Source organism: Mycobacterium sp., assembly GCF_047975165.1.
GTDB lineage: Bacteria > Actinomycetota > Actinomycetes > Mycobacteriales > Mycobacteriaceae > Mycobacterium.
In genome coordinates this window covers 1-5,709 of the sequence record NZ_JBKECZ010000059.1, presented here as the reverse complement: position 1 = coordinate 5,709, position 5,709 = coordinate 1, and the positions used below count along the sequence as shown (strand labels likewise).

Annotated in this window: 6 protein-coding genes and 2 pseudogenes; 4 read left to right on the top strand and 4 right to left on the bottom strand. The window is 68.3% G+C overall.

Annotated features, from left to right (window positions below):
- Positions 1-418: 418 nt before the first annotated feature.
- Positions 419-1,396 carry an NAD(P)H-dependent flavin oxidoreductase gene (locus tag ACK5M9_RS06585; protein ID WP_416892376.1) on the bottom strand — a complete coding sequence of 326 codons (978 nt, stop codon included), beginning with the start codon at positions 1,394-1,396 and terminating at the stop codon, positions 419-421.
- 289 nt (positions 1,397-1,685) lie between these two features.
- Between ACK5M9_RS06585 and ACK5M9_RS06580 the strand changes: the two are divergent.
- A pseudogene (locus ACK5M9_RS06580) lies at positions 1,686-1,835 on the top strand (type II toxin-antitoxin system VapB family antitoxin); the annotation flags it as partial.
- A 68-nt stretch (positions 1,836-1,903) separates the two neighbouring features.
- Entirely contained in the window at positions 1,904-2,320 is a 417-nt protein-coding gene (locus tag ACK5M9_RS06575) for a VapC toxin family PIN domain ribonuclease (RefSeq protein ID WP_416892375.1), read from the top strand.
- A gap of 31 nt (positions 2,321-2,351) precedes the next feature.
- Here ACK5M9_RS06575 and ACK5M9_RS06570 read toward each other — a convergent pair whose 3' ends face one another.
- Together ACK5M9_RS06570 and ACK5M9_RS06565 are read right to left on the bottom strand one after the other, a co-directional pair.
- Complete coding sequence (locus tag ACK5M9_RS06570) at positions 2,352-2,810, bottom strand: nitroreductase family deazaflavin-dependent oxidoreductase (protein ID WP_416892374.1); 459 nt, start codon at positions 2,808-2,810, stop codon at positions 2,352-2,354.
- A 5-nt stretch (positions 2,811-2,815) separates the two neighbouring features.
- Entirely contained in the window at positions 2,816-3,403 is a 588-nt protein-coding gene (locus ACK5M9_RS06565; protein ID WP_416892377.1) for a TetR family transcriptional regulator, read from the bottom strand.
- Between the two features lie 260 nt (positions 3,404-3,663).
- Between ACK5M9_RS06565 and ACK5M9_RS06560 the strand changes: the two genes are divergently transcribed.
- Positions 3,664-4,644 (top strand): hypothetical protein, encoded by a 981-nt coding sequence (locus ACK5M9_RS06560; RefSeq protein WP_416892373.1) that lies wholly within the window; start codon positions 3,664-3,666, stop codon positions 4,642-4,644.
- Here ACK5M9_RS06560 and ACK5M9_RS06555 read toward each other — a convergent pair.
- Complete coding sequence (locus ACK5M9_RS06555; RefSeq protein ID WP_416892372.1) at positions 4,641-5,351, bottom strand: hypothetical protein; 711 nt, start codon at positions 5,349-5,351, stop codon at positions 4,641-4,643. The genes ACK5M9_RS06560 and ACK5M9_RS06555 overlap by 4 nt on opposite strands.
- A gap of 161 nt (positions 5,352-5,512) precedes the next feature.
- Between ACK5M9_RS06555 and ACK5M9_RS06550 the strand changes: the two are divergent.
- Positions 5,513-5,709 (top strand): annotated as a pseudogene (locus ACK5M9_RS06550) (IS30 family transposase); the annotation flags it as partial.

Genomic DNA, 5,709 nt, shown 5'->3' with positions numbered 1-5,709 from the left:
GGGGCGGCGGTGCGCCGGTCCGCCGGTCCGCCGGTGCGCCGGTGCGCCGGTGCGCCTGTCGAATCGTCGAGATGACCCGAACACACCGCCCTTGCCCACACCACTCGCCGGGACGTTCCCCGCACCGATCCGCCGCACACCCCCGACTGCAAAGAGCCGGTTCAGTTGACTGCGCCGAGCGTGAAGCTACGGCGTAGCTTCACACTCGACGCCGTAGCTTCACACTCGACACCCCAGGCGCATACGCGCGGCGGCCGATCCTCGATACGGCCGCCACGGCGGACACCCCCGAAGACCCAGCGCACGATCCCCCTGCCCAACCGCATCGAATGACTGCCATTCGAAGCCCGCGGATGCAGACCCCGCTACACCCTCGATTGCGAAGGGCGGCAAAAGCGCGCCGTCATAGCGCGCCGGCTCAGCCAGCCAGCATGCGGCTGAGCCGCCCGGTGATGATGTCCTCGGCCTCGCCGACGATGCGACCGACGAGATCGGCGACCGTCGGGATGTCGTTGATCAGGCCCATCGCGGTGCTGACCGTCCAGATGCCGGCGTCGACGTCGCCGTCGTCGAAGACCCGCCGGCCGCGCGAACCGGCGACCAGCTCCATGATGTCGCCGAACTGGCCGCCCTTCTCCAGGATCTCCACGACCTCGCGGGACACCGCGTTGCTGGCCACCCGCGCGGTGTTGTGCAGGCTGCGGAAGATCAGTTCGGTGCCCCGCTCGTCACCGGCAACGATCGCTTCCTTGATGTTCTGGTGAATGCAGGACTCCTCGGTGCACATGAAGCGCGAACCCATGTTGATGCCGTCGGCACCCAGCGCCAGCGCGGCGACCAGGCCGCGGGCGTCGGCGAAACCGCCCGAGGCGATCATCGGGATGTCGATCTTGGCGGCGGCGGCCGGGATGAGCACCAGACCCGGGATGTCGTCCTCGCCGGGGTGGCCGGCGCATTCGAAGCCGTCGATGCTGATGCCGTCCACCCCGAGGCTCTGGGCCTTGACGGCGTGGCGGACCGAGGTGCACTTGTGCAGCACCTTGATGCCGTTGTCGTGGAACATCGGCAGGTGCGGGGCAGGGTTGGACCCGGCGGTTTCGACGATCTTGATGCCCTCGTCGACGATCACCCGACGGTACTCGTCGTAGGGCGGCGGGTTGATCGCCGGCAGGATGGTCAGGTTCACCCCGAACGGCTTGTCGGTGAGATCGCGGGTCTTGGCGATTTCGGTGGCCAGATCGGCCGGGGTGGGCTGGGTCAGCGCGGTGATGAATCCCAGCCCGCCGGCGTTGGCGACGGCGGCGACAAGTTCCGCGCGGCCGACCCACTGCATGCCGCCCTGGGCGATTGGGTGTTCGACACCGAATGCCTCGGTGAACTTCGTCTTGATGGGCACAGCGACTCCTTACCCCGTTACCTGCAGCCGGATTGTGTCGCCGCGGCGGATCGCCTCGGCACTACGCGTTGGGTTGTCCCGAGCATATGGACCGGCGGCGCCGCGTGGTCGCCGGGGTCGGCGCAACGAACGGGGCGGGCACGCACCCCGCGCCACGCGCGCCCCGTGCCCCGTGCCCAGCGCCCGCGCATCCCGCGCCGCACCTCCGCGAGCACCGGACCCACCGGAGGGCGGGTAGTGTTGGTCATGTATGCGATAGACATACATTGCCAACATGGAAGGCCCGCCGATGTCGGTAACGCAGATTGACCTCGACGACGACGCACTTGAGCACGTCATGCGGATCGCGGGCGTGCGCACCAAGAAGGAGGCGGTGAACCTCGCAATGCGCGACTACGTCGATAGGTTCCGGCGCATCGACGCACTTGCCCGATCACGCAGGGACGCCGAGGGCTGGGACTACCCGGGCTGGCGCGCGGTACGCGACGACGAGAGGGCCGTCGGCAATTGATCTACTTCCTCGCCGATTCTTCGGCGATCTGGCGAATCCAACGACAACCAGAGCTCACCGAGAGCTGGACCACTCCGCTGCTGAGCGGGGCGATTGGGTCATGTGCACCACAACGTGCCGAGTTTCAGCGGTCGGCGCGCAACACCGTCGAATTCGATGAGATGAGCCGGACCTTTGCCGACCTCTATCCCGACGTTCCGGTACCCCAATCCGCGTGGCGTTGGATCGAGGCGGCCCAGTACCGGCTCGCGAGCGTCGGGGCGGCACGGGCACTTTCGGTGGTCGACCTGCTTCTCTGCGCTACCGCCGCCGACCGCGGCCTGGTCGTCTTGCATGACGACGCCGATTTCGAGGTCGCCGAGCGGCACCTGCCGAACGTTTCCACCCAGCGTGTCATCGCGGCTGCGCAGTAGCGTCGCGTCACGGAGTCCCGTCGCCCCCGGCTTACCGCGCGGTGAGCCGCAGGATCGGCAGCTGTCGGTCGGTGTTCTGCTGGTATTTCACGAAGCGGTCGGCGGCGGTAGTGATCTGCTCCCAGGCCGCCTCCCGGTCGGCGCCGTGAAGCTCCTCGGCAGTCACGGCGACGGTGCGGCCGTCGATGTCGATGCGCACCTTGTCGGGGTTGGCCCCGATGTTGTAGTACCACGCGGGGTTTTTCGCCGCCCCGGCGTACGACGCGACGATCAGCCAGCGGCCCTGTCCGCCGGGGAAATAGGCGACCGGGTTGGCGCGTTCCTGCCCGCTCTTGGCGCCCAAGGTGTGCAGCACCAGGTGCGGCATCCCGAACGCCGTGCCGGACCTGCGGATCTTTCGGATGTTGAATTTGTTGAACAGATTCATCAGCGGCTTGAGATATCCGGGCATGTGTACGCCGCGGGTTCCGCCGGGGGTGTCGAAGGACATGATCGCTACCTCTTTCGTTCTCGGGGGGGTTTGGCCGGTGGGGTTGCGGAGTCCGCCAGGCTGCGCAGCGCCGGACTGAGCAGGCGCACGATCTCGTCGTCGTCGACACCGTCGAGGTCCGGCATCCGCAGCAGGTACCGCGAGCTGGCGAGCCCGAGCATCACCGCGCTGAGCAGCGCTGCCCGCAACCGCGCGTCCGGGTCGTCGCCGAAGGTTTCGGCAACCGCGGCGACGATGTGCTCGGTGACGTGCTCACGCAGGATGGCCGCGGCGTCCTCGCTGGTCATGCTGGCCCGCACCAGGATCGCCATCGGCCCGTTGGGGTCGCGCGCCCACGCGGACAGCATCCCCGCCATGAGGTTGTCCGCCGTCTCCCCCGGTGTTGCCCCGACCAGGCGATCCACCGGCACAGTCCAGCGCACCGCTTCAGCGAACAGGTTCCGCTTGGTCCCGAAGTACTGGGTGACCGACGACTTGTCGACACCGGCGGCGGCCGCGATGCCGCGAATGGTGGCGCACTCGTAGCCCGCTTCGCCGAACACCGCGCGCGCGGCCTCGAGGATGCGCCGACGGGTGCGTTCACCCTTGCGCAGGACGGTGCCGTCGGCGGGGGCCTGCACTGTTCGTGTCACCGGCACAACCACTCCTCTCCGCGGGACCACGGTCCGCCGGCGATGTGAACACGCGGCGCCCATGTTGATGAACGCTTAATTGTAGACGAATGACGAGAAATTATCTAGACGATTGACGAGAACTGGGGGTTCGGCGATGTCGTGCCCCAGCGCACCCGCAAACCAAATCGCGTGCCGGCACACCGGCCTAATATTGGAAGGGCTCCAGCGAGGGAGGGCCGATGGGTCGGTTGATTGTGTTCGCGCTGCTTGCCGTCGTGGTGCTGGTCCTGGTTGCGGGGTTCTGGACCACCGCCAGTGCATCCGCGGGATCCGGGATGGAGCCTGCCACCCAAGCGCCGGGGGCTGCCACGACAGCCGAAGCAGCACGGATTCGGTTCAGCCCCGGCGAGCAGGGCGCGCTGTGGGTCGCGAGCCTACTGGCCGCAGTCACTGTCGTCGTACTGACGCACAGCGAGCGGTGGCTTTTCCTACCCATTCCAGCCATCGCATGGGTGTGCACGGCGGGGCTGGTGGCGAGGTCAGCCCACAAGCGGGAGCCAGCGACCGCCCGGCAGCAGGAACGCACGCGCCAACAGCCGGGGCCTCGACCGGTAGCTGCGGCCGGTCGGGCGCAGCGGGTTCGGGAGTTCGGCGAGTCGGGAGTGCAGCTGCTCGGCCGGGCGCAGACGGCCGCGGACAGGATCGCCCGGACAGAGGCGGCCCGCAGCGGGTGGCTGGGCGACCCCGCCGAAATCGACTTCACGCCCGAATTGGCGGCGATCGCTGCCAACGCCCGCACCGCCGAGGAATTGCGGCGACTAGCCAGCATGCTCGCGGCGCCGGCGAACCCGTCGGCCGATGACCGGGCGACGTGCACGAACGCACAGCGCCGGGCCGAAACGCTGCGCGAGCAATGCCTGCAGCGAACCCAGGCTCTGGAGCAGTGCGCCGAGCAGGCCGCGCGTGTCGATGAGTCCCTGCAGCAGGAACGCATTCAGAAGCGCGACGACGAGCTTCGCGACGCGGTGCGCAGCCGGATTCACGCGCTGCTGTTTCTCGCCGACAATGCGCCGACGAAGCCGGTGCCCGAAGCCGTGGAAAAGATCGCCGCGCAGGTCGCCGCCTATCGGGAGATCAAGGGAGAGCTTGCGCCGGCACGCGATGCCAGCCGCCCCAGCCCCTTCGGCGGCGCAGGACCTGCCGGCCCGCGTGCCGGCTAGTCAGCGGCATCCTCGCCCGTCTTACGCTTCGAGCGCGAACCCGACCGCAGCGGCCGCGGGATCCGCTCTGCCATACCGCTCAGTGAGTTGACCATCTTGTTGAGGTTGGCGACAGCGTTCTCGAGGGTTTCGGCGGTGGGGGTCAACGTCTCCACCGTGGGCGCCAGGTGACTCAGGATCTCGGCGGTTTCGGTGAGCTGTTCCAATGGCCCATCCTTGGCCAGCAGCTTTTCCACGACGCCGTCCTCGGCGAACATCCGCTCGATGATGCCGTCGACGGCGAACATCCGCTCGAGGGGCCCGTCCTCACCAAACATCCGGTCTGCGAGCCCGCCGGGGCCCAGGATCCGCTCGAGTGCGGGGCCACTGGCCTCGGTGATCCGATCGAGTAGGCCACCGGGCCTGGTCAACAGGTCGGCGAGCCCGCCTTGACGCATCAGCTGATCCGCCGGCCCGCCGCGGACCAGGGCGCGGCCCAACGCACGGTCGCTCTCGGTCAGCTCGGCCACCCGGTTGGCACCGACGATTGCGCCGCGCAGCGGCAGTATCTCGGAAAGCGGGTCGACTGTCTTCGGGACGTCCTCACCCAAAGATTGCTTCACCGTCCCCAGGGCACTGGCCGCCACGGCGAGTCCGGCCTCGGCCGCCGAGATCCCGGCCCGCACGGGTGCCATTGCTGCGTCGCTAACGAGCTTGTTGATGTTCACGCCAGCAAGTGTATGGTGCCGGGGCGCCGGGGCGCCGGAGCGCCAGGCCCTCGGTCCTCGGTCCTCGCCACCAACCCGTTGACTCTGCACCCAGGGCGCCGCCTACCCGCTCAGACTCAAGTGGTCGCTGCAACACCTGACGAGTTCGGAGGTGTTGTTCGATGGGGTTTCGGGTGCGGGGTCCACACAGGTTGCCGGAGTCGGTGCGTGAGCGGTTCTGGGAGGCGGTGAATTCGGGTCTGTCGCCGACGGCGGCGGCGACGGTGGCCGGGGTGCATGGCGCTACGGGCCGGGCGTGGGCCAAGGCGGCGGGGTATCAAACCAATCCCAAGCACTACGGCATGCGGTACTCGCAGGC